Source organism: Pseudomonas sp. UBA6323, from assembly GCF_002439135.1.
Taxonomy (GTDB): Bacteria; Pseudomonadota; Gammaproteobacteria; order Pseudomonadales; family Pseudomonadaceae; genus Aquipseudomonas.
Window position 1 is genome coordinate 121,033 of the sequence record NZ_DJSX01000075.1, and the last position, 25,048, is coordinate 146,080.

Here is a 25,048-nt window from a genome sequence, read left to right on the forward strand (position 1 = left end):
TTCTGGCATACTCCCGCGACTTTTTTACCGTGTAGTGCAGTTGCCCCTGCACTACACAACGTTCGGAAGACTCGGCCAGCGGCCGACGGGGACCCTCATGACGCAAGCCAACAACGCCGTGTACACCGACATCAGCGCCGCGCAACTGGTCGAAGAAGCCATTCGCCGCGGTGAAGGGGAACTGGCCGCCAACGGCGCGCTGGTCGTACGCACCGGTCATCGCACTGGCCGCTCGCCGGCTGATCGTTTCATCGTTCAGGAGCCGAGCACCGAGGCGCAGATCGCCTGGGGCAACATCAACCGTCCGTTCCCGGCCGACAAGTTCGACGCCCTGTGGGATCGCGTCGCTGCCTTCAACGATGCCCAGGAACACTTCGTTTCCCACGTGCATGTTGGCTCCGCCGAAGAGCACTACCTGCCGGTGAAGATGACCACTGCCACCGCCTGGCAGAACCTGTTCGGCCGTCAGCTGTTCATCAACCCGAGCGTCTACAACCCGTCGGCCAAGGCCGAGTGGCAGATCCTCAACGTCGCCAACTTCGAGTGCGTGCCTGAGCGTGACGGCATCAATTCCGATGGCTGCGTGATCATCAACTTCGCTGCCAGGAAAGTGCTGATCGCCGGCATGCGTTACGCCGGTGAAATGAAGAAGGCCATGTTCTCCGTGCAGAACTTCCTGCTGCCGGAAAAAGACGTGCTGCCGATGCACTGCGCCGCCAACATCGGCGAAGAAGGCGACGTGACCCTGTTCTTCGGCCTGTCCGGCACCGGCAAGACTACCCTGTCCGCCGACGAGTCGCGTTACCTGATCGGTGACGACGAACACGGTTGGGGCGAAGGCGTGGTGTTCAACATCGAAGGCGGCTGCTACGCCAAGTGCATCGACCTGTCCGAGAAGAACGAGCCGGTGATCTGGAAAGCCATTCAGTTCGGCACCGTGCTGGAGAACGTCGTGCTCGACGACGCCCGCACCCCGGATTACGCCGACGACAGCCTGACCCAGAACAGCCGCGCGGCCTACCCGCTGGAGTACGTCGAGAAGCGCAGCGAGAAGAACCTGGGCGGCGAGCCGAACGCCGTTATCTTCCTGACCTGCGACCTGACTGGCGTACTGCCGCCGGTGTCGATCCTCAACAACGAGCAGGCGGCCTACCACTTCCTGTCCGGCTACACCGCGCTGGTCGGTTCCACCGAAATGGGTTCGGGCGGCGGCATCAAGTCGACCTTCTCCACCTGCTTCGGCGCGCCGTTCTTCCCGCGTCCGGCTGGCGTCTACGCCGAGCTGCTGATCAAGCGCATCAACGCCTTCGGCTCCAAGGTCTACCTGGTCAACACCGGCTGGACCGGCGGTGGCTACGGCGTCGGCAAGCGTTTCAACATCCCCACCACCCGTGGTGTGATCGCTGCCATCCAGAGCGGCGCGCTGATCGGTGCCGAGACCGAGCACCTGCCGATCATCAACCTGGACGTGCCGAAGGCCGTTCCGGGCGTCGAGACCAACCTGCTCAACCCGCGCAACACCTGGACTGACAAGAACGCCTACGACGAAGCCGCCAAAGGCCTGGCCAAGCTGTTCATCGACAACTTCCAGAAGTTCGATGTCAGCGAAGCGATCAAGAACGCCGGCCCGCAGCTGTAAGCTGAGCCGCGTTCTCTGACAAAGCCGCCTTCGGGCGGCTTTGTCGTTGGTGGGCCATGAGCAGGCGTAGGGCGGGTGAAACCCGCCATGGCCGGAGCGGCGGGTTGCACCCGCCCTACGAGACTGCGGTCACGCTCTTGTAGGAGCGAATTTATTCGCGATCCTCCTGCGAGTACGGCGTGAGCCCTTTTCGCGGATAAATCCGCTGCTACAGGCTAGGCGCAGGCTGCGTGATGCTCTTGTGGGAGCGAATTTATTCGCGATCATCCTGCGAGCACGGCGCGGGCCCTTTCGCGGATAAATCCGCTCCTACAGGCTAGGCGCGGGCTGCGTGAAGCTCTTGTAGGAGCGAATTTATTCGCGATCCTCCTGCGAGCACGGCGCGCGCCCTTTTCGCGGATAAATCCGCCCCTGCCGGCCTCGGCACACCCGATGCGAAAGGAACCCCGAACTGCATCCGGGCTACGACTTTCCTCACTTTGCCGTTATGGTGAGGGCTCATTCGGCGGTCAACGGAGTGACAGCGCATGTCCACCCTCAAACGCGTCTTCGGTTTCGATCAGCTGCGCTCCGGCCAGGAAACGGTGATCAGCGCCGTGCTCGCCGGTCGCTCGGCGGCGGCGATCTTTCCTACCGGCTCGGGCAAGTCGCTGTGCTATCAGCTGCCGGCCCTGCACCTGCCGCACCTGACCCTGGTGATCTCACCGCTACTGGCGTTGATGCAGGATCAACTGGCGTTCCTGCATGCCCATGGCATCGCAGCGGCCAGCATTGATTCGGCGCAAAGTCGGGAGCAGGCGGCCGAGGTCATGAACCGCGCGCGCAGCGGTGAGCTGAAGATCCTGATGATCTCGGTGGAGCGCCTGAAGAACGAGCGCTTTCGCAATTTCATCGCCCAGGTGCCGATCTCCCTGTTGGTGGTCGACGAGGCGCACTGCATCTCCGAGTGGGGTCATAACTTCCGCCCGGACTACCTCAAGCTGCCCGACTATCAACGCCAGTTCGGCATCGATCAGGTGCTGCTGCTCACCGCCACGGCGACGCCCAAGGTGATCGCCGACATGCGTGAGAAATTCGCCATCGCCGAGGCCGATGTGGTCACCACCGGCTTCTACCGGCCCAACCTCAACCTGCTGGTCGAACCGGTGCCTGGCGGCGCCAAGATGCAGCGCCTGCAGCAATGGCTGGCGCCGCGACGCGGCCAGGCGAGCATCGTCTACGTCACCCAGCAGAAGACTGCCGAGCAGGTCGCCGAGCGCCTGGCGCGTGACGGTCTGGCCGTCAGCGCATACCACGCCGGCATGGCTCATGAGGTTCGCGAGTCGATCCAGCGCCGCTTCATGGCCGGCGAGCTGGAGTGCATCGTTGCCACCATCGCCTTCGGCATGGGCATCGACAAGCGTGACATCCGCAACGTGGTGCACTTCGACCTGCCCAAGTCGGTGGAGAACTACAGTCAGGAAATCGGTCGCGCCGGACGCGACGGCCAGGCCTCGGACTGTCTGGTGCTGGCCAGCCGCGACGGCCTCAGCGTGCTGGAGAACTTCGTCTACGGCGATACCCCGGAACTCGCCGGCATCCGCGTCGTGCTCGACGACCTGCGTGCGGTCGGCACGGGCGGGCAGTGGGAGCTGATGCTCGGGCAGCTGTCCGAGCAGAGCAATATCCGTGCGCTGCCGCTCAAGACCCTGCTGGTGCAGCTGGAGTTGCGCGGCATCATCGCGCCGCGCTATGCCTACTTCGCCGAGTATCGCTTCAAGCTGTCGCTGGACGACGAGGCCTTGCTGGCGCAGTTCGAGGGCGAGCGGCGCCAGTTCGTCGAGGCGATTCTGGCGTGCTCAAAACGGGCGCGTACCTGGTCGACGCTGGACTTCGACGCGCTGTACCAGCACTACGGCGCCGAGCGCGCGCGCGTGGTCAAGGCGCTGGATTACTTTCAGGAAAAGGGCTGGCTGGAGCTGGAAAGCAAACAGATGACCGAGGTCTATGTTGTGCTCGACGGCGGTTTTGATCTGGAGACACTGGCCAACGATCTGCACGCGCACTTTCGCGCCCACGAGGCCAGCGAGATTGCCCGTATCCAGGCCATGCTCGCGCTGTTCGAAAGCAACGAGTGCCTGAGCCGCCGCCTGGCGCTGTATTTCGGCGACGATCAGGCGCCCGAGCGTTGTGGTCATTGTTCGGTGTGCCGCGGACAGGTCGCCACGTTGCCGCAACCGCCCGAACTGCCACCTCTGAGCGGACGGGATGCACAGGCGCTGTGCGCCGCTTTCATCGAGAAGCATCGGCAGTACGCCGGGCACGAACCGAGCCACGAGTGCCTGACGCGTTTTCTCTGTGGCGTGACCACGCCTCTGCTCACCAAGCTCAAGGCGCGCCAGTTGGCCGGTTTCGCTGCGCTGGAAGACTACCCCTACGCCGAGGTGCGCGACTGGCTACAGGGCGTTTAGCCAGAGAGCACAAATTTTGGGAGGGGCTGCTGCGACGCTCGCGCGGTAGCGATCAGCGCCGCGCCGTCGCCGCTGAAGCGCCTCCCACGGAGTAAGGTTTGTCCACCCGTCAATCAGCGGCTGCGCTGCCCTTCGGCCAGCGTCCAGTCCACCAACTCCCGGGCCAGGCGATCGCCGGCCTGGCCGAACGCCGCCACCACCGCAGTCATCGCGGTATCGCTCGCCGCCTGGCTGGCGCTGAAGCGACGGCTGGCGATGATCTGCTGGCTGCGCGTATCGACCAGGCTGACCTCGAGGCGGATCAGCGCGTGGGGGACGCCGTCACGGTATTCGCTGTGGAAGCTGCGCAGGTCGCTGACCAGTTCCAGGTCGGCTTGCAGGCGCTGGTCCTCGTTGCTCAGCGCCTGAATCCGGCCGTCATCCTGAAACGCGTCGAGCAGGCGGCTGCGCAGCAGCTGCGGCGTGCGCTCGCTCCAGCGTACGCCCTGATAGGTGTTGACCAGGCCAGGCTCGGGCAGCACGACGATGCGGGTGCCGTCGAGCAACTGGCTGCTGACCGGGCTGTTCACCCGCAATGACCAGTCGACGCGTTGCGTCTGGGCCGGCAGCGCGCTGCCCGGCAGCAGGTAGATATCCAGCGGTTCGCTCTGCGGCAGGAGCGAGCAGGCGCTGAGCAGGGCGGCAGCCAGCAACAGGGTGAGATGCTTCANNGATGCTTCATGGTTGGAACTCCTTGATGCTGTCGCTGCGCAGCAGGTAGCCGCTGGGGTCCTGCTCAAGGCGGCGAGAGAAACCGCGCAGGGCGCCGAGGGTTTCGCGCAGCTCGCTGATCGTCGGGCCCAGATTGCCAAGGCCCTGCATGCCGCTGTCCAGCGCGCCGCGGTTGTTCTGCAGCAATTGCTCGATATTGCGGCTGCTGCGCTCCAGCGAGGCCATCAGGCGCTCGGCGTTCTCCAGCACCTGGCTGCCCTGATCGTCGAGCAGGCGATTGGCCGTGCGCATCAGTTCGGCGGCTTCCTGGGTGGCGACGCCGACCTGCTGCAGTGCGGCGCTGAGTTCGTCACGCTGCCCGGCGATGCCGGCGGTGACCTGCTCGAGGTTCTCCAGGGTGCGTGACACGCGCTCGGCGTTCTCGCGCGAGAGCATGCGGTTGGCGCGGTTGAGCAGGCGGGTGATGTTGCTGACCAGGTCCTCGCCGTTGGCCATCAGCCGTGAGAGCGGCGAGCGGTCGGCGATGATGATCCCGGGCTGGCCATCCTTGCCCTCCAACGGCGGACTCTCGGGGCTGCCGCCGTGCAGCTGGATGACCGCGAGGCCGGTGATGCCCGTGATCGCCAGGCGTGCGCGGGTATCCTCCTTGATCGGTGTCTGGCCGACAACACGGATGCGTGCGCGTACGGTGCGCGGGTCATCGGGATCGAGGCCGAGGCTGATCACATCGCCGATCTTGATGCCGCTGTATTGTACCGCGCTGCCCTGTGACAGGCCGGTGACTGCCTCGTTGAAGATCACCTCATAATCAGTCACGGCGCTGTCCGCCCCGGCCCTGTTCAGCCACAGGCCGAACAGCAGCGCAGCGCCGACCGTGAGCACGGTGAACAGGCCGATCAGTACGTGATGGGCTCTGGGTTCCATTCATTGACTCCCTGCCGCCGTAGCGGCCTGTGCGGCCGCGCGTCCGCGCGGGCCGTGAAAATATTCCTGGATCCAGGCATCGTCGGTGGCAGCCACCACGTCCAGGCGGTCGGCCACCAACACCTTTTTCTGCGCCAGCACCGCGACGCGATCACAGATGCTGTAGAGCGTGTCCAGGTCGTGGGTCACCAGAAATACACTCAGACCCAGGCTGTCGCTGAGGGTGCGGATCAATTGGTCGAAGGCCGCCGCGCCAATTGGGTCGAGGCCGGCGGTGGGCTCGTCGAGGAACAGAATGTCCGGGTCGAGCGCCAGGGCGCGGGCCAGCGCAGCTCGTTTGACCATGCCGCCGGACAGCGAACTGGGGTATTTGCTGCCGGCATCCTGGGGCAGGCCGGCCAGGGCGATCTTGACCCGCGCCAGGCGCTCGGCCGCGGCGCGCGACAGGCCGGCATGCTCGATCAACGGCAGGGCGATGTTCTCGCTGACCGTCAGCGAGGAAAACAGCGCACCGCGCTGGTAGAGCACGCCGAAGCGCCGCTCCAGCTGTGAGCGGCGTTCGGCCGGCAGGTTCAGCAGCTCCTCGCCGAACACCCGCACGGTCCCCGCGTTGGGCCAGCGCAAACCGACGATGCTGCGCAGCAGCACCGACTTGCCGGTTCCCGAGCCGCCGACCACGCCGAGAATCTCGCCGCGATACAGGTCGAAATCCAGATGTTCGTGTACTACCTGGCTGCCGAAGCGGTTGCTCAGATCGCGTACCTCGATGATCTTGTCCCGGCTCACCAGCCCATCTCCATCAGGAACAGTGCGGCCAGGGCGTCGAGCAGGATGACCACGAAGATCGACTGCACCACCGCCGAGGTGGTGTGTTCACCCACCGATTGTGCGCTGCCGCTGACCTTGAAGCCTTCCAGGCAGCCGATCAGGGCGATCAGGAAAGCGAAAATCGGCGCCTTGAGCAGGCCGACCAGGAAATGCCGCAGCAGGTCGCTGTCCTGCAGGATCGACAGGTACATGGCCGTCGGAATATCCAGAGCTACGGCGCACACCAGACCGCCGCCGAGTATGCCGCTGAGCATGGCGATGAAGGTCAGGATCGGCAGGGCGATGAGCATGGCGAACACGCGCGGCAGCACCAGCAGTTCGACGGGGCTCAGGCCCAGGGTGCGAATGGCGTCGATCTCCTCGTTGGCCTTCATCGAGCCGATCTGCGCGGTGAAGGCGCTGGCGGTGCGCCCGGCCATCAGGATCGCGGTCAGCAGTACGCCGAATTCGCGCAGGAAGGAAAAGGCCACCAGGTTCACTGTGTAGATGGTGGCGCCGAAGTCGGCGAGGATGGTGGCGCCGAGGAAGGCCACCACGGCACCGACCAGAAAGGTCAGCAGGGCGACGATGGGCACGGCATTCAGCCCGCACTGTTCCAGATGCGCGGCCAGCGAAGTCAGGCGCCAGCGCGTGGGGCGCACCAGGATCGCCAGCATGCTGACCAGGGTCAGGCCCATGAAGCCGAGCAGCGCCCGGCCCTGGTGCCACATGCTCTCGACGACTTCGCCGATGTGGCCGAGCACTTCACGCAGTACGGATGGCTCCGGCGCGGGCTGCGCTTGTGCGCTTTCGGCCATGGCGTTGGCCACCGTCAGCAGCAAGGCGCGGCGTTGCTCGCCGATATCGGCCTGCTGCGTGAGCTGATGCAGGCGTTCACTGCCGAACAGCTGCACCAGCAGCGCCGCACCGGCTGTATCCAGCGCGGTCAGTTCGCCGAGGTCGACGTTCTCCTCGCCGCGCAGGCGTTCGCGCAGCGCCAGCACCTGGGGTTCAAGCTGGCTGTAGTGGGCCAGCGTCCAGTCGCCACCGAGCCGCAGGCCGCTGGCGGCGTCCGTGCTGCTGGTGTGCTGCGAGGTCAGGTAGGGTGTGGTCATCGCCACAGCTTAGCGCCGCACGGGCGTGTCAGGCCAGTCATGCCGCTCGGGGATGTGAGTGGCGCGGCGAATCGGCCGCCTGACCCCGGCGAAGATCGAATGGCAGCCGCATAGGCTAAGGTGATGCTCATTGTCCCGAGCCGAGCGAGGCTGAGTCATGTCCGTCGAACATCTGGATGTCCTGATCATCGGTGCCGGCCTGTCCGGTATCGGCGCCGCCTGCCACCTCAAGCGGCTGTGCCCGGCCAAGCGTTTCGCCATTCTCGAAGGGCGCGAGGCCATGGGCGGCACCTGGGATCTGTTCCGTTATCCGGGCATCCGCTCCGACTCGGACATGTACACCCTCGGCTATAACTTCAAGCCCTGGAGCGACCCGCAAGCCATCGCCGACGGGCCGTCGATACGCCGTTACATTCAGGAAACCGCGGCCGAACATGGCATCGACCGCTCGATTCGCTATCGGCACAAGGTGCTCGAGGCCAATTGGTGCAGTGCCAGCGCCACCTGGCGGTTGCGGGTGCAGCGCGGCGAGGAAGACGAGCCGCTGCGCATCAGCTGCCAGTTCCTGATGATGTGCACCGGCTACTACCGCTACGAGGCCGGCTACACCCCCGAGTTCGCCGGGCGCGAGGACTATCAGGGCGCCTTCATCCATCCGCAGTTGTGGCCCGAAGGCTTCGACTACAGCGGCAAACGCGTACTGGTGATCGGCAGCGGCGCCACGGCGGTGACCCTGGTGCCGGCTTTGGCCGAGCGCGCGGCGCAGGTGACCATGCTGCAACGCTCGCCCAGTTACGTGATCAATCTGCCGCAACGTGATGGGCTGTCCAATGCGCTGCGCCGGGTGTTGCCGGAAACGTGGGTGTATCGCCTGGCGCGCGGGCGCAACGTGACCTTGCAGCTGGCTTTTTACAAGCTGGCCAAGCGCTTCCCCAACCTGGTGCGGCGGATACTCCTTGGGCTGGTGCGGCGCCAATTGGGCGAGCGCGTCGACCTGCGCCACTTCAGCCCCCGCTACAAGCCCTGGGACCAGCGCGTCTGCGCGGTGCCGGATGGCGATCTGTTCCGCGTGCTGCGCCAGGGCAAGGCGCAGGTGGTCACTGCCGAGATCGAGCGTTTCACTGCCCAGGGCGTGCGGCTCAAGGGCGGCGAAGAGCTGGCTGCAGATGTCATCGTCAGTGCCACCGGCCTGCAGTTGCAGCTGTTCGGTGGTATCGCCGTGCAGGTCGATGGTGTGCCCTTCGAAGCGCCGAAGAGCATGGGTTACCGCGGCATCATGCTGCGCGACCTGCCCAACCTGGCGGTGGTGATGGGCTACACCAACGCCAGTTGGACGCTCAAGGCCGATCTTTCCAGCGAGTACTTCTGCCGCCTGATCAATCATCTGGACGCCATCGGCATGCGCCAGGTGACTCCGTGCGACAGTACCGGCAGCGTCCGCCCGGAGCCCTTCCTCGACCTGCAGTCAGGCTATATCGAGCGGGCCTCGCACCTGTTGCCGGCGCAGGGCGACCGGGTGCCGTGGAAGCTGCATCAGAACTATCTGCTCGACCTGGCACTGCTGCGCTACGGCAAGCTGGAAGACGACCATCTGGTTTTCTCCGCGCCTCGGCAAGCGCCGCAAGCGGCGTTGGTGCAGCCCTGATTCGTCGCGGCCTATAGCGAATGTCCTACAAAATATTACACAATCGCGCCGCTTACTTTCCTGGCAGAGCGCCACTACACTTTTGCGAGCTGCGTCACGGAAGAACAACAAGGCGCCAAGCGCCCCACCAACTAGAGGTCGGCCATGAAGGAACAGCGCCATCTACCCGCACTGCGTGCTCACATCGAGCAACTTCTGAACAAGGGCTGGATCATTTCCAGTCGCAGCCCTTTGATGCTGCAGAACGGCCATCGCTGTTACCTCGTCTCCCACGGCATGCTGATCAGCGAGTCTGCCTCGCACGCAGCCTGAGCGCTTTCCCGACCGCTGCGTCCCAACCCCGCTTGGCGCAGCGGTATTTTGGTTACCGGATATTGCCTCCGCGTCTTGCCTATTTTCTTCTCTTCGCCCCGTGATAAACGGGCTGTCGTCGTCAGTCCGGCCTCTCATCGCGCCTCCGCCCGGAACCCGCTACGGATGTAACGCCTTGGTCTGCGTGTGGTCAGTGCCTATAACCAACCGGTCACTGTGAGAGGAGCCACGCCATGCCCAGTCGTCGTCGAATCCTGCAAGGCAGCGCCAGCCTGACGGCGCTAGCCGCCCTGATGCCCTGGTTGCCATCGTCCGCCTTCGCCTCCGGCACCCTGCAGAGTCGGGCGATTCCCAGCAGCGGAGAGCTGCTACCGGTGGTCGGCCTAGGCACCTCGCGTACCCATGACGTGGCGATGAGCGATGAGGCGCTACAGCCCCTGCGCGAGGTCATGCAGACGCTGGTCAATGGTGGCGCCAGCCTGGTGGATACCGCGCCCAGCTATGGGCGGGCCGAGGCGGTTTGCGGGGCGTTGGCCGCCGAGGACGGCATGCGCAAACGCCTGTTCCTGGCCAGCAAGGTTTCCTCTTCCGGGCGTGCGGCCGGTGAGCGTCAGGTCGAGGCCAGCTTCGCCGCACTGCGCACCGATACCATCGATCTGATGCAGGTGCACAACCTGCAGGACACCAGCACCCAGCTCGGCCTGTTGCGCGAATTGAAGGAGCAGGGCCGGGTGCGCTACATCGGCGTCACCCATTATCTGGATTCTGCTCATGAGCGCCTGCTCGAGGTGCTGCGCAACGAGCCGGTGGATTTCGTCCAGTTCAACTACTCCATCGGCGAGCGCAACGCCGAACGCGAGTTGCTGCCCTACTGCGCTGACAAGGGCATCGCGGTGCTGATCAACCGGCCGTTCCAGCGCTCGGCGCTGTTCGACCGGGTGAAGGGGCAAAACCTGCCCGACTGGGCCGCGGTGGAGCTGGATGTCACCTCCTGGGCGCAGTTGATGCTCAAGTTCATCCTCGCCAATCCAGCAGTGAATGCGGTGATTCCGGCCACCTCCAACCCGCGTTACATGGCTGAAAACCTTCTTGCCGGTCAGGGTCGCATGCCTGACGCGGCGCAGCGCAAGCGCATCATCGAGCTGTTCGCCTGAGATGCAGGCGCTCTCGCGGCGCCTGGCGCGGGCAATCAATGCCGAGGCTGAGGAGCTGGCGGCGGTGCTGGCCGGCTTCGCTCTGTTCTTCTGCCTGTTCGCCGGTTACTTCATGCTGCGGCCGATCCGCGAGGCGATGGGTATCACCGGTGGGGTGCACAACCTGCAGTGGCTGTTCACCGCCACCTTCGTCGTCATGCTGCTGGCGGTGCCGCTGTTCGCCTGGCTCAACTCGAAAGTCCCGCGCATCCATTTCATCGACTGGGTATACGGCTTCTTCTGCCTCAACCTGCTGGCCTTCGTTCTGCTGTTTCGCCTCGATCATGACAGCGTCTGGCTGGCGCGGGTGTTCTACGTGTGGATCTCGGTCTACAACCTGTTCGTTGTTTCTGTGGCCTGGAGCCTGATGGCCGATGTGTTCGACGGCGCCCAGGCGCGTCGGCTGTTCGCCTTCATCGCCGCGGGCGCCAGCGTCGGCGGATTGTGTGGGCCGCTGTTGAGCGCTGCCTTGATCGGTGTGGTGGGCGAGTCCGGGTTGATGCTGATGGCCGCGGCGCTGCTCGGTGCGGCCATGGCGCTCAAGCGCTACCTGATGGCTTGGCGCGAGCGCCAGGGCGCCGGCCGACCCGGCGCGGTGGCCAATGAGAATCCGCGCAGGCCAGTGCCAGGCAACCCATTCAGCGGCCTGACGCGCATGCTCGGCTCGCGTTATCTGTTGGGCATTGGTGCCTTCATCCTGCTGCTGACCTCGGTCAGCACCTTTCTTTACTTCGAGCAGGCGCGCCTGGTTGCCGAGCTGTTCCCGGATCGCGCCGCGCAGGTGCGGGTGTTCGGCATCATCGACTTCGTCGTGCAGGCCGGCGCCCTGACGACGCAGCTGTTCATCACCGGGCGGGTGGCGCAGAAGCTCGGCGTGCGCGTGCTGCTATCGCTGGTGCCGGCGCTGGTCTGCCTGGGCTTTATCGGCCTGGCGCTGGCGCCAACCTTCGCCATGCTGGCGGGGCTGATGATCGTGCGGCGTATTGGCGAATACGCTTTCGTGCGCCCAGGGCGGGAAATGCTCTTCGCCCCGCTCGATGCCGAGAGCAAGTACAAGGCGAAGAACTTTCTCGACACCGTGGTCTATCGCGGCGGCGATGCCCTCAGCGGCTGGGCCAAGGCCGGGCTGGACATGCTCGGCCACGGCGCCTGGCTGGTGGCCATGGTCGGAGCGCTGTGCGCCGCGCTGTGGGGCGTGCTCGGCTGGTACCTGGGCGGCCGCGCGGATCGGCAGGCGCAAGGGTGATCGTCGGGTTGGCGGGTTGCACCCGCCCTACGCAGCCCGTGGCCGCAATTCGATTTGGATAGTCAGGCAAAGTTTTCCCGGATTGCATCCGGGCTACGGGGCGTGCGCACGGCGCAGCGCAGGTAGGGCGGGTGTAACCCGCCGCTGCCGGATTGTATCCGGCCTGCGGGTATCGTTCAGACGTCGTGAACCACCGCGACGATCTCCTCGACCAGCCATTGCAGTGCGGTGTCGCGTTGACGTTGCGCCAGGCTGACCACCTCCAGGTGGAAAGGCCCGATGCTGAAGGGCAGATCGAACAACTGCAGTGGCAGCAGCGTGGCGAAATGCCGGGCCAGGGCGGTGGGCAGCACCGCCGCCAGCTCGCTGCCGGCGACGATATGCGCCGCCTGCAGGTAGTTCGGCGTGGTGTAGAAGATCTGCCGCGACAGCCCCTGTTCGCCCAGCCACTGGTCGACCATGCCGCGCGTCTGCCCGCCATGCACCCAGAGGTGACGCAGGCGCAGGAAGGTGTCCAGATCCAGATTGCCCCGGCGCAGCAGCGGATGTTCGCAGCGAACCGCGAGCTTGAGCGTCTCGCTCATCCAGTGGCGCCGTGCGAAACGCGCCGGCAACTCGTCGAAGCGGCCCAGCACCAGGTCCAGCTCGCCCTTGTCCAGCGCCTCCATCGGCAGGCTGGGGCTGAGGTGGCGAATATCGATGCCGATGCCCGGCGCCTTATGGCTGAGACGGTCGAGCAGACGCGGCATGCACACCAGCTCGACGTAATCGGTGACGGCGATGCGAAAGCGCTGACGGCTTTCGCCTGGCTCGAAGGCCTCGCCAGCGCTCAGGCTCTGTTCCAGCTGACGCAGCGCGCTGCGGATCGGCGCCTCCAGGGCCAGCGCACGCGGTGTCGGCTGCATGCGCCGTCCCACGCGCACCAGCAGCGGATCGCCGAGCAGTTCGCGCAGGCGATTGAGTGCATTGCTCACCGCCGGCTGGCTCAGCGCGAGGCGCTCGGCAGCGCGCGAGACGTTCTGTTCGCGCAGCAGGGCATCGAGTACGCGCAGCAAGTTGAGGTCGAAATTGCTGAAATTCATCTACTGAATATGTCGTATCACAAGACTAAATTTCAAAAATAGTAACGTCTTGCTTATCGTGACCCAAGCTTCTGGGTGCCTTTAAAAACGTAGGCGAGGCAGTCAGCGCAAGGCGAAAACAGGCGAAAAAGCGGAGTTTACGGGTTGTAAATGAGCATTTTGAGCCTGTTTTTAACGCAGCGATGACAACGCAGGTAGTTTTTAAGGGCGCCCAGCCTGTTTGTGCACGAGAGGAACAAAAATGAGCAAAGTCGTCTCGCCGCTTCGCTGTGCCGCCGTGATCGGTGCCGGCACCATGGGCCGCGGTATCGTCATCAGCCTGGCCAATGCCGGCCTGCAGGTGCTGTGGCTGGACAACAACCCGCAGATGGTCGAACAGGGCCTGGCGATGGCCGAGGAAACCTGGGCGCAGAACGTCGCCAAGGGCCGTATCGATGAGGCCGAAGCCGCAGCGCGACGTGCGCGTATCGAGGCGGTGGACGGCTATGCGGCGCTGGCCGATGCCGATCTGGTGATCGAGGCGGTGTACGAGAACCTCGAGCTCAAGCAAAACATCTTCCGCGAGTTGGATGCGGTGATGAAGCCTGGCGCCATCCTCGCCAGCAACACCTCGGCGCTGGATATCGACGCCATCGCGGCCGTCACCTCAAGGCCGGAGGCGGTGCTGGGCCTGCACTTCTTCAGCCCGGCGCACATCATGAAGCTGCTGGAGATCGTCCGCGGTGCGAAGACTGCACCGGCCGTGCTGCAAGCTACCCAGGAACTGGGCGCGCGCATGGGCAAGGTGGCGGTGGTCGCTGGCAACTGCCACGGCTTCATCGGCAACCGCATGCTGCACACCTACGTGCGCGAGGCGCGCATGCTGCTGCTCGAAGGCGCCTGGCCGCACCAGGTGGATGCGGCGCTGCAGAGCTTCGGCTTCGCCATGGGGCCGTTCCGCATGTACGACGTGGTCGGCATCGACCTGGAATGGCGCGCCCGTGAGCTGGCCGGCGAGGGTCAGGACGATCCGGCGGTGCAGGTGGACAACCGCCTGTGCGAGCTCGGTCGCTTCGGCCAGAAAAGCGGCAAGGGCTACTACCTCTATGCGCCCGGCAGTCGACAGGCCGAGCATGACCCGGTTGTCGACGGGCTGGTGCAGATGCAATCGGAGCGCCTCGGCTTCACCCGCCGTGAGATCGGCAACGAGGAGATTCTCGAGCGCTGCCTGCTGGCACTGGTCAACGAGGGGGCGAAGATTCTCGAGGAGAACATCGCCGCCAATAGCCACGACATCGATCTGGTCTATCTCAACGGCTACGGCTTTCCCGTCGAGCGTGGCGGCCCCATGGCCTGGGCCGACGGCGAAGGTGTCGGCGCGATTCGCCAACGGCTGCTGCAACTGGCCGAGCGCTTCGGCGCGCACTGGCAACCGGCGGCGCTGATCGGGCGTCTGGCTGAACAGAACAAGCGTTTCGCTGACGTACGGGAGGGCAGGGTATGACTTATCAGGCGCCATTGCGCGACATGCGCTTCGTGCTGCACGAGCTGTTTGATGCAGCCGCCCATTGCGAGCGCCTGGGCAACGGCCTGGATCGCGAGCTGATCGACGGCGTGCTGGAGGAGGCCGCGGCCTTCGCCGCCGGCGAGGTCGCCCCGCTCAATCGCAATAGCGACGAGGAGGGCTGCCACCTGGAAAACGGCCAGGTCAGTACGCCCAAGGGCTTTGCCGAGGCCTACCGGCAATACGTGGATAATGGCTGGGCGAGCATGACCGGCCCGGTGGAATATGGCGGCCAGGGCTTCCCGCAACTGGTGGCCTTCGCCTTTCATGAGATGCTGATGGGCGCCTCGCTGTCCTTCCGTGTCTATTCCGGGCTGACCGAAGGCGCCGTGCTGGCATTGCACAAGCACGGCAGCGAAACGCTCAAGCAGCAGTACCTGAGCAAGTTGGTCAGCGGCCAGTGGACCGGCACCATGTGCCTGACCGAGCCGCAGGCGGGCACCGACCTGGCGCTGCTGCGCACCCGCGCCGAACCGCAGGCCGATGGCAGCTACAAGGTCAGCGGCAGCAAGATCTTCATCAGTGGCGGCGAGCAGGATTTCTCCGAGAACATCGTCCATCTGGTGCTGGCGCGTCTGCCGGATGCCCCAGCGGGCGTGAAGGGCATCAGCCTGCTGCTGGTGCCGAAGTTCATCGCCGCTGCCGATGGCACGCCGGGCGAACGCAACAGCCTGTCGTGCGGGGCCATCGAGCACAAGATGGGCATCAAGGGCGCCTCCACCTGTGTGATGAATTACGACGGCGCCACCGGTTGGCTGGTGGGCGAAGCCAATCAGGGCCTGGCCTGCATGTTCACCATGATGAACGACGCGCGCTTTCAGGTCGGCCTGCAGGGGCTGGGCATCGGCGAGGCGGCCTTCCAGGGCGCGCTGCGTTATGCCCGTGAGCGTTTGCAGTCGCGTGGCCTGACTGGCGTGCAGGCAGCGGACAAACCAGCGGACCCGATCATCGTGCATCCCGATGTGCGACGCATGCTGCTGACGCAGAAGACATTGGTGGAAGGCAGTCGCATGCTTGCCGCCTACACCGCGCGCCAACTGGATCTGGAGCACGGCGCGGAGTCGGCCGAGGCACGCAAGGCAGCCGGCAAGCGCGCGGCGCTGCTGATTCCCATCGTCAAGGCGTTCTTCACCGACATGGGCCAGGAAGTGGCCAGCCATGGCGTGCAGGTCTACGGCGGGCACGGTTTCATCCGCGAATGGGGCATGGAGCAGCTGATGCGCGACAGTCGCATCACCCAGCTCTACGAGGGCACCAACGGTATCCAGGCGCTGGACTATATCCGTCGCAAGCTGCTCGGCGACGGCGGCGCCGAACTGTCTGCGCTGCAGGCTGAGTTCAGTGCGCTGTGCGATGCCCAGGCCACGCGACCGGCGCTGAAGGACATGGCGGCCGTCGTGCAGGCCCGCCTGGGCGAATGGCGCGAGCTAAGCGCGGAAGTGATTGCCGCCTGCCAGCGCGATCCGCAGGAGATCGGTGCGACCTCGGTGGATTTCCTCCAGTACTCGGCCTATCTGCTGCTCGCCGGCTTCTGGTTGCAGGCCGCGGCGCGGGCGCAGGATGCGCTGGAAGCCGGCAGCGGCGAGGCCGCGTTCTACCAGGCCAAGCTGCACAGCGCGGAGTTCTACCTGCGCCGCGTATTGCCGCGCGCCAGTGCACACCGCGAAGCCCTGCTGGGCGGCGCGGATTGTTTGATGGCCATGGACGAGGGCAGTTTCGCCTTTTAGAACCCTATCCCCCAGCCCCCGCTTTGCGCCCCTGCCCTTCGCAGAGCTCAGGGCGCACCAGCGGGCGAAGCGGTGTTTCGCTCTTTCCGCTCACGCCCCGCAAGCGGGAGAGGGGAGGTATAACGCCTTATTCAGGTCTACCTCGGACCGCTCCCTCTCCCATTTATGGGAGAGGGCTGGGGAGAGGGATCGTAGCCCGGATGTAATCCGGGGAAATTTGCCTGACCGACCCGGATTGCATCCGGCATTACAACAAGAGGAGCACAGCATGCATCCCTTCAGCTTCGCCACCACCGCGCAGATCCTCTGCGAATCCGGCGCCAGCCTGCGCCTGGCCGAATTGTGCCGCGAGCGCGGCGCCCGGCGTGTGTTGATCGTCACCGACCCCGGCATTACCCGTCTCGGCCTGCTCGAACCGCTGCTGCCGGGCTTCGCCCGCGCCGGCATGGGCGTGCAGGTGTTCGACCAGGTGCTGGCCGACCCGCCCGAGGCCGTGGTGCTGGCGGCCGTGGCCCAGGCCCGCGAGCTGCAGGCGGAGCTGGTGGTCGGTTTCGGTGGCGGCAGTTCGATGGACGTGGCCAAGCTGGTGGCCTTGCTGGCGCATCCCGACTGCGGCCAGGCCCTGAGTGAGATCTACGGCGTAGGCAATGCTCGCGGCCGGCGCTTGCCGCTGATCCAGGTGCCGACTACCGCCGGCACCGGCTCCGAGGTGACGCCGATCGCCATCGTCACCACTGGCGAGACCACCAAGATGGGCGTGGTTTCGCCGCTGCTGCTGCCGGATCTGGCCCTGCTCGATGCCGACCTGACCCTTGGGCTGCCGGCGGCGGTGACCGCCGCCACCGGCATCGACGCCATGGTGCATGCCATTGAGGGCTACACCAGCGCGCTGAAGAAGAACCCGCTTTCCGATCTGTTGGCGCGAGAAGCGCTGCGCCTGCTGGCGGCCAACCTCGATGAGGTGGTGCAAAACGGCAGCAACCGCGAGGCGCGTCAGGCCATGCTGCTCGGCGCCTGCCTGGCCGGGCAGGCCTTCGCCAACGCGCCGGTGGCGGCAGTGCATGCGCTGGCCTACCCACTGGGCGGGCATTTCCACATTCCCCACGGGCAGTCCAACGCCCTGGTGCTGCCGCAGGTGCTGGCGTTCAACGCGCCGGTGGCCGCGCCGCTGTACGCCGAGCTGGCGCCGCTGGTATTGGGCGAGCGTTTGCGTGCGGGCAATGCCGCAGCGCAGACCGAGCAACTGATCGAGGCGCTGGCAGCGTTCAGTCAGCGCAGCGGCCTGCCGACGCGGCTGCGCGACGCCGGAGTGAGCGAGGCCATGTTGCCCACGCTGGCGGCGGACGCCATGCTGCAGCAGCGCCTGCTGGTGAACAACCCACGCGAGATGAACGAGCAGCAGGCGCTGGCCATCTATCAGGCTGCCTACTGATTCAGGTCGCGGCTAAAGCCCCTCCCACAAGAGCGCCGCAGCCTGTGGGAGGGGCTTTAGCCGCGACGCCAATCCAAGGACCATCATGAGCCAACCCCAACACCTGCGTGGCGACTACCGCCACTTCCAGCCGATCACCACGCGCTGGCACGACAATGACATCTACGGCCACGTCAACAACGTGACCTACTACAGCTACTTCGACAGCGCGGTGAATGCCTACCTGATCGCCGAGGGCGGGCTGAATATTCATGGCGGCGAAGTGGTCGGCTTCGTGGTCAGCTCCAGCTGCGACTACTTCGCCTCCATCGCTTTCCCTGACGCTATCGAAGTCGGCCTGCGCGTCGGCAAGCTGGGCAACAGTTCGGTGCAGTACGAGCTGGCGATCTTCCTCGGCGGCGAAGAGCAGGCCTGCGCCGCCGGGCGTTTCGTTCATGTGTTCGTCGATCGGGCGAGTAATCGTCCGGTGAGCATTCCCGAGCCGCTGCGCTCGGCGCTGGAGCGTCTGCTGGCCGGCTGAGGCGTGCTAGGCTGTGGCGATTCATGCCGCCAGGAAGTGCCCATGACCGATCTGCAACGCGAGCAGGCGCAACGCCGTGCCGAGCGCATCGCTGCGTTTCGTGCCGAACTGGCCGAGCTGCGCCGCGAACAGGTGTTGCAGCTGAGCGCCGAGCAGGAGCGGGGCCTGACTGCCTATCACGAGCAGTTGCTGGCGCACTACCGACAGACCCTGGATATCGACGCCGATGCCCGCGCGCGCCAGCTGTCGCTGGGCATGCGCCTGGCCTCGCTGGTCGGTGCGCTGGCCCTGGCGGCCGGGTTGTTCTTCCTCTTCTACCAGTTCTGGGGCCTGTTCGATGCCGGTGTGCAGGTCGCTGTGCTGATCGGCAGCTCGCTGGGCAGCTTGCTGCTGTGCTTCTGGCTGCAGGCGCGCGACGCCTCCGGTTACTACGCCAAACTGGCTGCGGTGCTGGCATTCGTCTGCTTCGTGCTCAACCTGTCGATGCTCGGGCAGATCTTCAATATCACGCCCTCGGACAAAGCACTGCTGCCCTGGGGCGCGCTGGCATTGCTGCTGGCCTACCAATGCCGTCAGCGCCTGCTGCTGGTCACCGCGTTGCTGTGCTTCGGCCTGTTCCTCGCTGCGCGGTTGAACGACTGGACGGGCTTGTACTGGTGGTCGCTGGATGACCACCCGGAGAACTTCCTGCCTGCCGCCCTGCTGTTTGTGCTGCCGCAGTTCATCGATCAGACGCGTCGGGTTGGTTTCACCGCCTGCTATCGGGTGGTCGGCTTGCTGTACCTGTTCGGGCCGATCCTGATCCTTAGCTACTGGGGCCAGGGCAGCTACCTGGAATGGCCGGCGCGCTGGGTGGAGGCCTTCTACCAGACGCTGGGCTTCGTCCTCGCGGGGCTGGTGATCTGGCTGGGCGTACGCCGCGGTTGGGCCGAGGTGGTCAATACCGGGCTGGGCTTCGCTCTGGTGCTGCTGTTCAGCAAGCTGTTCGACTGGTGGTGGGCGCTGCTGCCGCGCTACCTGTTCTTCCTCCTGCTCGGGCTGATCGCGCTGTTGTTGCTGGTCATGCTGCAGCGCTGGCGCCGTGGAGGTGCGGCATGAACCATGCACTTTGGCTCGGTCTCGGGCTGATCCTGACGAGCAATGCCGTGGCCCTTGCGGGCGTCTGGTACAACCGCAGCGGTGAGCCGCAGGCGCAACTGCAATTGAGCGAACGGGAAATTCAGCTGCCCTACGACAGCTGGCTGCGCGGCGAGGAAAACAGCGGTCTGCGTCTGCAACTGGCCTGGCGCCAGGCGGATGCCGACTGGTCCTGGCTGGACGAAGCCAAGCTGCGGGAGCTTGGCTTTGCGCCGAACGACCTGGGCCGCAGTGCGGAGCGCCCGCTGTGGTTGGTGCTGGAACTGGACGGGCCTAGCTATCGAAAGCAGGTCGAGCGCGCCAAGGCCGCGTTGGCCAGTGCGCAGACGGCGCTCGCTGCAATACCGCAAGACGAGACCTTGCGCCAGCAGCGCGATCAGCGCCAGCTTGAGCTGCGGCATGAGCAAGAGCAGGCCACGCGTCTGTTGCTGGTGGACGCCGGCCTTGATGCCGGGGCTCTACGTAAAGCCTGGCCGGATCGTCAGGCCCAGGTCATCCTGGCCGGCCGCCTGACGCCCTATCGCTACGGCGACACGCCCCACTACAGTGCCAGCGTTGCGCTGGAAGGGGATCGCATCAGCGTGCCCAGACGCTACCGGGAGGCCTTCGGCCAATGGCGGCAATACCGCTACGACGAAAAAAGGCCCAAGGTGCAGGTCGAAGTCGCCTTCGGCCAGCGCCATGAGCCTTGGTTGATTAGCGTCGATCAGTGACGGCGCCAGTGCTTGTGGTGCTTCTTGTGCTTCTTGCCGTGGTAGTGGCGACGCTTGTCGCGACGGTCATCGTCGTAGCTGGCATTGCCCATGTAGTTGCCCAGCGCGCCACCGGCGCCGCCACCTACCGCTGCGCCAACCACCCCGCCGGTGCTGCCGCCGACCTGCTGACCGACAACGTTGCCGCCTGCCGCGCCTAGCGCGCCGCCAATGGCCGCTTCGGTACGGCTGCGACGATCAGCACCGACCATGCTGCCGGCCGCACCGCCGAGACCGGCGCCGACCGCTGCGCCAGTGCTACCACCAACCTGCCCACCAACCATTGCGCCCACCGCGCCGCCGAGGGCGCCGCCCAAACCCGCTTCGGTATTGCCGGCAAAGGCGAAACCGCCGCTGGTCAGGCCAAGAGAAAGGAAGAGCAATTGTAGAGATTTCATAGACTTCTCGATCACGGAGCCGCTTTGCGGCGGGAACTGCTCCATTGACCGAAGCGGCTCGCCCGTGGTTCCCGCCTTCCGTCGGCAGGCGCTCGGCGGAGGGCTTATAGCACGCTCTCGCGCCCCCATTGCTCCAGCGCCTGGGCCAGGGGCAGTACCTCGCCGGGGCGGCTCAGGGCGTAGCCGGGCAACTGAGCGATACGCGCTTGGAACTCCGGGTTCTGCAGCACCCGCAACAGCGCGGTCATCGCTGGCAGCTCGAGGCTGTCTTCGCGGCACAGCAGGCAATAGTGCTCACGTGCCATGGGGATGAAGTCCAGGCCGAACTGGCGCGCCGCCGCTTCTACACCGAAGCCGACATCGGCCATGCCGCTGGCGACATAGGCCGCTACGGCTGCGTGGGTGAACTCCTCGTTGTGGAAACCCTTGATGGCAGTGCTGTCCAGGCTCTCGCGCTGCAGCAGGTCCTGCAGCAGCAGGCGTGTCCCCGAACCGTGCTCGCGATTGACGAAGCGCAGCGTGCCGCCGGCCAGATCCGCCAGGCCTTGCACGCCGTGCGGGTTGCCGGGGGCGAGCATCAAGCCCTGGGTGCGCACGACGAAGGTTATCACCCGTTGATCGGGGCGCAGCCAGGGCTGGATGCGGTTCATGCTCAACGTGCCGAGCGGTCCGGCCGGCACATGCAAGCCGGCCACCTCGCAGTCGTGGCGCTGCAGGGCGATCATCGCCTCGCTGCCGCTGCGAAACTGCACGTCCCACTGCCAGCCTGGGTCGCGCTCCAGCCACTCGCGCAGCGCCGCGACGGCGAAACCGTGGCTGGCATGGATGCGCAGGCCCGGGTTGCTGGCCTGCAGCACCCGGTTCAGCTCCAGCTCCAGCTCGCCGGCCAGGTTGTCCAGTTGCGGCGAAAGGCGTGCGCGGATGCGCTGGTCGGCCCACAGCAATTTTTCTCCCAGCGGTGCCAGCCGCGCCCCCTTGCCGCGCTCCAGCTCGATCAGCGGGCTGCCGAAGAACGCCTGCCACTTGCCCAGCAGGTTCCAGGCGTGGCGGTAGGAATAGCCGACGCGGGCAGCGGCCTCGGTCAGCTTGCCGGTGTCGTGTACGGCCTGCAGCAACTCCAGACCCTGCGGGTCGAGGCTACTGCCGTCGCGTTGGTGAAAGCGCCAACGCGGTTGAATATCGATACGGATCATATGCTCAGTACTTCATATTTGTTCGGCCGATTCCCCATGTTAATTTGCGGCACATGGGCGCTTTGTGACCCAGTATAAGAACTTTACTTCATATGTGGCGAGCCTTGCGGCTGCGCCTGGGATAAGCCGACCGGCAGCCGTGACTGGCCGGGTTATCTCCTGACAGTACCGGTATAGCCGCCGGCTGGAGCATCGAACATGGCCCTTCTTCCCCAGCGCTTCGCCCCCGAGCAGTGCGAGGCCGTCGCCCGTGAGGTGCTCGCCGCCCACCGCGGCCAGCCCGGCGCCTTGCTACCCATCCTCCACGACATTCAGGACCGGCTCGGTGCCGTACCGCCCGAGCTGTTGCCGTTGATCGCCGAGGACCTCTGCCTGTCGCGCGCCGAGGTGCACGGGGTGGTCAGTTTCTATCACGATTTTCGCGCCACGCCGCCCGGTCGCCAGGTGCTCAAGCTGTGTCAGGCCGAGGCTTGCCAGTCGATGGGGGTCAAGGCGCTGACCGCTGCGCTGGAAAACAAGCTCGGCCTGCCGCTGGGCGAGACCCGCGAGGACGGCAGCCTCAGTTTCGAGCCGGTGTACTGCCTGGGTAACTGCGCCTGCGCACCGAGCATGATGCTCAATGGCGAACTGCACGGTCGTGTCGACGCCGATGAAGTGCTGGCGCTGCTGGCGGAACAGGAGACCCAGGTATGAGCGAGTCCATTACCGTTTTCGTCCCGCGCGATGCCACCGCGCTCAGCCTGGGCGCCGACAAGGTGGCCCGCGCCATCGTCGCCGAGGCTGCGGCGCGCGGTATCGAAGTGAAGCTGGTGCGTAACGGCTCTCGCGGGCTGATCTGGCTCGAGCCGCTGGTCGAGGTCGCCACGCCGGCCGGTCGTGTCGCCTATGGGCCGGTCAAGGCACGCGACGTCGCCGGCCTGTTCGACGCTGGTTTCCTCGAGGGCAAGGCACATGCGCTGGGCCACGGCCTGACCGATGAAATCGAATACCTCAAGCGCCAGGAGCGCCTGACCTTCGCCCGTGCCGGCATCACCGACCCGCTGTCGCTGGAGGACTACATCGCCCACGACGGCTATCGCGGCCTCAAACGCGCCCTCGGCATGACGCCCGAGGCGATCGTCGCCGAGGTCACCGAATCCGGCCTGCGTGGCCGTGGCGGCGCGGCGTTCCCCACCGGCATCAAGTGGCGCACCGTGCTCGGTTGCCAGGCCGAGCAGAAGTACATCGTCTGCAACGCCGACGAAGGCGACTCCGGCACCTTCTCCGACCGCATGGTGATGGAAGACGACCCCTACGTGCTGATCGAGGGCATGACCATCGCCGGTCTCGCAGTGGGAGCTACGCGCGGCTATATCTACCTGCGTTCGGAGTACCCGCACGCCGAGGCGGTGCTGCTCGAAACCATCGCCCGCGCCACGGCCGCCGGCTACCTGGGCGACGACGTGCTCGGCAGTGGCAAGGCCTTCCACCTGGAGCTGCGCCGCGGCGCTGGCGCCTATATCTGCGGTGAGGAAACCGCGCTGCTCGAGAGTGTCGAGGGCAAGCGCGGCACCGTGCGGCCGAAGCCGCCGCTGCCGGCCATCGAGGGCCTGTTCGGCAAGCCGACGGTGATCAACAACGTGATCTCCCTGGCGTCGGTGCCGATCATCCTCGACAAGGGCGGCGCCTATTACAAGGATTACGGCATGGGCCGCTCGCTCGGCACCCTACCGATCCAGCTGACCGGCAACATCGCCCGTGGCGGTCTGATCGAGAAGGCCTTCGGCATCACCCTGCGCGAGCTGCTGTATGAATACGGCGGCGGCTCGGCCAGCGGCCGACCAATCCGTGCGGTGCAGGTCGGCGGCCCGCTCGGCGCCTACCTGCCCGAGTCGCAGTTCGACACGCCGCTGGATTACGAGTCGTTCGCTGCTCTTGGTGCGGTGCTCGGCCACGGCGGCATCGTGGTATTCGACGACACCGTCGACATGGCCGACATGGCGCGCTATGCCATGGAGTTCTGCGCGGTGGAATCCTGCGGCAAGTGCACGCCCTGCCGGATCGGCTCGACCCGCGGCGAGGAGCTGCTGTCGCAGATCATCGTGGCCCGTTCCGAAGGGCCGCAACCAGGGCGCATCGAACTGCTCAAGAGCCTCTGCGACACCATGCTTGGCGCCTCGCTCTGCGCCCTTGGCGGCATGACACCCTATCCGGTGCTGAGCGCCATCAACCACTTTCCCGAGGACTTCGGCGTGTCGCAAGACAGCGCCGAAGCCCGCTGATCCGGAGGCGTCCCCATGGCCCTGTATCGTGAACTCGACTATGGCACTCCTGCTCGCAGCGGTGCTCCGGTAACCCTGGAAATCGACGGCAACGCCATCACCGTGCCGGCCGGCACCTCGCTGATGCGCGCGGCTCAGGAGGCCGGCATCGCCGTGCCCAAGCTGTGCGCCAGCGACAGCCTGGAGCCGTTCGGCTCGTGCCGCCTGTGCATGGTGGAAATCGAAGGCCGCCGCGGCTTCCCGGCGTCCTGCACCACCCCGGTGGAACCGGGCATGGTGGTGCGCACGCAGAGCCCGAAACTGGCCGAACTGCGTCGCGGCACCATGGAGCTGTACATCTCCGACCACCCGCTGGACTGCCTGACCTGCTCGGCCAACGGTAACTGCGAGCTGCAGGACATGGCCGGTGTGGTCGGCCTGCGCGAGGTGCGCTACGACCCGGTGAAGACTCACGTGGCCGAGGCCAAGGACGAATCCAACCCCTATTTCAGCTACGACCCGTCCAAGTGCATCGTCTGCAACCGCTGCGTGCGCGCCTGTGAGGAAGTGCAGGGCACCTTCGCCCTGACCATCGACGGCCGCGGCTTCGATTCGCGCGTGGCCGCCGGCCAGACCGAGGATTTCCTCGACTCCGAGTGCGTGTCCTGCGGCGCCTGCGTCAACGCCTGCCCGACCGCCACGCTGATGGAAAAGTCGGTGATCGAGCTGGGCCAGGCCGAGCGCAGCGTCACCACTACCTGTGCCTACTGCGGCGTTGGCTGCTCGTTCAACGCCGAGGTCAAGGGCAACACCGTGGTGCGCATGGTGCCGAACAAGAACGGCCACGCCAACCACGGCCACGCCTGCGTCAAGGGCCGCTTCGCCTGGGGCTACGCGACCCACCCGGACCGCATCAAGACGCCGATGATCCGCGACAGCATCCATGAGCCGTGGCGCTCGGTGAGCTGGGACGAGGCCATCG

At 65.7% G+C, this 25,048-nt stretch carries 22 protein-coding genes; 15 read left to right on the top strand and 7 right to left on the bottom strand.

From position 1 onward, the window contains the following. Positions 1-97 precede the first annotated feature (97 nt). Both B3P22_RS18260 and B3P22_RS18265 read left to right on the top strand, forming a co-directional pair. Positions 98-1,639 carry a phosphoenolpyruvate carboxykinase gene (locus B3P22_RS18260; protein WP_296271955.1) on the top strand — a complete coding sequence of 514 codons (1,542 nt, stop codon included), beginning with the start codon at positions 98-100 and terminating at the stop codon, positions 1,637-1,639. A gap of 527 nt (positions 1,640-2,166) precedes the next feature. Then, positions 2,167-4,089: a RecQ family ATP-dependent DNA helicase gene (locus B3P22_RS18265; protein WP_296271956.1), complete on the top strand. Its 1,923-nt coding sequence runs from the start codon at positions 2,167-2,169 to the stop codon at positions 4,087-4,089. Between the two features lie 113 nt (positions 4,090-4,202). Here the strand turns inward: B3P22_RS18265 and B3P22_RS18270 are convergent, their stop codons facing one another. The 4 genes from B3P22_RS18270 to B3P22_RS18285 form a co-directional block, all read right to left on the bottom strand. Beyond that, positions 4,203-4,799: an ABC-type transport auxiliary lipoprotein family protein gene (locus B3P22_RS18270; protein WP_419096443.1), complete on the bottom strand. Its 597-nt coding sequence runs from the start codon at positions 4,797-4,799 to the stop codon at positions 4,203-4,205. Positions 4,800-4,806: 7 nt separating this feature from the next. Then, positions 4,807-5,724, bottom strand: a complete 918-nt coding sequence (locus tag B3P22_RS18275) for an MlaD family protein (RefSeq protein WP_296271958.1) — start codon at positions 5,722-5,724, stop codon at positions 4,807-4,809. After that, positions 5,725-6,510 (bottom strand): ABC transporter ATP-binding protein, encoded by a 786-nt coding sequence (locus B3P22_RS18280; protein WP_296271959.1) that lies wholly within the window; start codon positions 6,508-6,510, stop codon positions 5,725-5,727. Then, a complete protein-coding gene (locus tag B3P22_RS18285; protein WP_296271960.1) occupies positions 6,507-7,646 on the bottom strand; it encodes an MlaE family ABC transporter permease in 1,140 nt (379 codons plus the stop codon). Before B3P22_RS18285 ends, B3P22_RS18280 begins: the two co-directional genes overlap by 4 nt. A 157-nt stretch (positions 7,647-7,803) precedes the next feature. On the opposite strand from B3P22_RS18285, the gene B3P22_RS18290 reads away from it, so the two are divergent. From B3P22_RS18290 to B3P22_RS18305, 4 genes are all read left to right on the top strand, one after another. After that, entirely contained in the window at positions 7,804-9,291 is a 1,488-nt protein-coding gene (locus B3P22_RS18290; RefSeq protein ID WP_296271961.1) for a flavin-containing monooxygenase, read from the top strand. A gap of 144 nt (positions 9,292-9,435) precedes the next feature. Then, the gene (locus B3P22_RS18295) at positions 9,436-9,603 is read left to right on the top strand and encodes a hypothetical protein (protein WP_197858086.1); all 168 of its coding nucleotides are present in this window, start codon (positions 9,436-9,438) and stop codon (positions 9,601-9,603) included. Positions 9,604-9,836: 233 nt separating this feature from the next. Further along, positions 9,837-10,757, top strand: coding sequence for an aldo/keto reductase (locus B3P22_RS18300; protein ID WP_296271962.1), 921 nt, complete (start codon positions 9,837-9,839; stop codon positions 10,755-10,757). A gap of 1 nt (position 10,758) precedes the next feature. After that, entirely contained in the window at positions 10,759-12,042 is a 1,284-nt protein-coding gene (locus B3P22_RS18305) for an NTP/NDP exchange transporter (RefSeq protein ID WP_197858084.1), read from the top strand. Positions 12,043-12,218: 176 nt separating this feature from the next. Here the strand turns inward: B3P22_RS18305 and B3P22_RS18310 are convergent, their stop codons facing one another. Further along, complete coding sequence (locus B3P22_RS18310) at positions 12,219-13,124, bottom strand: LysR family transcriptional regulator (RefSeq protein WP_296271963.1); 906 nt, start codon at positions 13,122-13,124, stop codon at positions 12,219-12,221. Positions 13,125-13,365: 241 nt separating this feature from the next. Here B3P22_RS18310 and B3P22_RS18315 point away from each other — a divergent pair, with 241 nt between their 5' ends. From B3P22_RS18315 to B3P22_RS18340, 6 genes are all read left to right on the top strand, one after another. After that, complete coding sequence (locus tag B3P22_RS18315; protein WP_296271964.1) at positions 13,366-14,607, top strand: 3-hydroxyacyl-CoA dehydrogenase; 1,242 nt, start codon at positions 13,366-13,368, stop codon at positions 14,605-14,607. Continuing rightward, positions 14,604-16,394: an acyl-CoA dehydrogenase C-terminal domain-containing protein gene (locus B3P22_RS18320; RefSeq protein ID WP_296271965.1), complete on the top strand. Its 1,791-nt coding sequence runs from the start codon at positions 14,604-14,606 to the stop codon at positions 16,392-16,394. Before B3P22_RS18315 ends, B3P22_RS18320 begins: the two co-directional genes overlap by 4 nt. A gap of 268 nt (positions 16,395-16,662) precedes the next feature. Then, positions 16,663-17,826: an iron-containing alcohol dehydrogenase gene (locus tag B3P22_RS18325; protein ID WP_296271966.1), complete on the top strand. Its 1,164-nt coding sequence runs from the start codon at positions 16,663-16,665 to the stop codon at positions 17,824-17,826. Between the two features lie 85 nt (positions 17,827-17,911). Further along, positions 17,912-18,346, top strand: a complete 435-nt coding sequence (locus tag B3P22_RS18330; protein ID WP_296271967.1) for an acyl-CoA thioesterase — start codon at positions 17,912-17,914, stop codon at positions 18,344-18,346. 42 nt (positions 18,347-18,388) lie between these two features. Continuing rightward, a complete protein-coding gene (locus B3P22_RS18335; protein WP_296271968.1) occupies positions 18,389-19,444 on the top strand; it encodes a DUF2157 domain-containing protein in 1,056 nt (351 codons plus the stop codon). After that, the gene (locus B3P22_RS18340; protein ID WP_275545596.1) at positions 19,441-20,196 is read left to right on the top strand and encodes a DUF4824 family protein; all 756 of its coding nucleotides are present in this window, start codon (positions 19,441-19,443) and stop codon (positions 20,194-20,196) included. The genes B3P22_RS18335 and B3P22_RS18340 overlap by 4 nt, the downstream gene beginning before the upstream one ends. On the opposite strand, the gene B3P22_RS18345 is transcribed toward B3P22_RS18340, so the two are convergent. After that, positions 20,190-20,633, bottom strand: coding sequence for a YMGG-like glycine zipper-containing protein (locus B3P22_RS18345; protein ID WP_197858076.1), 444 nt, complete (start codon positions 20,631-20,633; stop codon positions 20,190-20,192). The genes B3P22_RS18340 and B3P22_RS18345 overlap by 7 nt on opposite strands. 104 nt (positions 20,634-20,737) lie before the next feature. Next, entirely contained in the window at positions 20,738-21,826 is a 1,089-nt protein-coding gene (locus tag B3P22_RS18350; protein WP_275545594.1) for a substrate-binding domain-containing protein, read from the bottom strand. A gap of 198 nt (positions 21,827-22,024) precedes the next feature. Between B3P22_RS18350 and B3P22_RS18355 the strand changes: the two genes are divergently transcribed. From B3P22_RS18355 to B3P22_RS18365, 3 genes are all read left to right on the top strand, one after another. Beyond that, entirely contained in the window at positions 22,025-22,519 is a 495-nt protein-coding gene (locus B3P22_RS18355) for a formate dehydrogenase subunit gamma (protein ID WP_275545593.1), read from the top strand. Then, on the top strand, positions 22,516-24,087 hold the full coding sequence (locus tag B3P22_RS18360) for a formate dehydrogenase beta subunit (protein WP_296271969.1): 1,572 nt from the start codon (positions 22,516-22,518) through the stop codon (positions 24,085-24,087). The genes B3P22_RS18355 and B3P22_RS18360 overlap by 4 nt, the downstream gene beginning before the upstream one ends. Before the next feature lie 15 nt (positions 24,088-24,102). Next, a partial coding sequence (locus tag B3P22_RS18365; RefSeq protein ID WP_296271970.1) for a 2Fe-2S iron-sulfur cluster-binding protein occupies positions 24,103-25,048 on the top strand: 946 nt, incomplete at its 3' end.